Below are 255 nucleotides of genomic sequence, written 5' to 3' on the forward strand. Positions count from 1 at the left end.
TCCTGGGAATGGATCTGCGCGTGTCGAAGTCAGGACAAAAGGATGGTCGTCGGAGTCTGACCAAGCGAGGTGACCCGGAAGCCCGCCGGCTTTTGCACAATGCAGCCATGTCGGCCAGCCGTACGCCTGCCTGGAAAGGCTTTTACGAAGAGCAAAGAGCTCGAGGCTTCAGCACCACTCAGGCGCTGGTGATACTGGCTCGCAAGCTTGCTCGGATCGTATTCGCTCTGCTGAAAGGGCAGAGCGAATACCAAC

1 protein-coding gene is annotated in these 255 nt (G+C 58.0%); it reads left to right on the plus strand.

From position 1 onward, the window contains the following. Nucleotides 1–255, plus strand: a 255-nt coding sequence (locus AACY49_RS31560; RefSeq protein WP_339528288.1) for a transposase, incomplete at both ends; no start/stop codon positions are given.

It is taken from the genome of Pseudomonas sp. EL_65y_Pfl2_R96 (assembly GCF_963970905.1).
Classification (GTDB): domain Bacteria; phylum Pseudomonadota; class Gammaproteobacteria; order Pseudomonadales; family Pseudomonadaceae; genus Aquipseudomonas.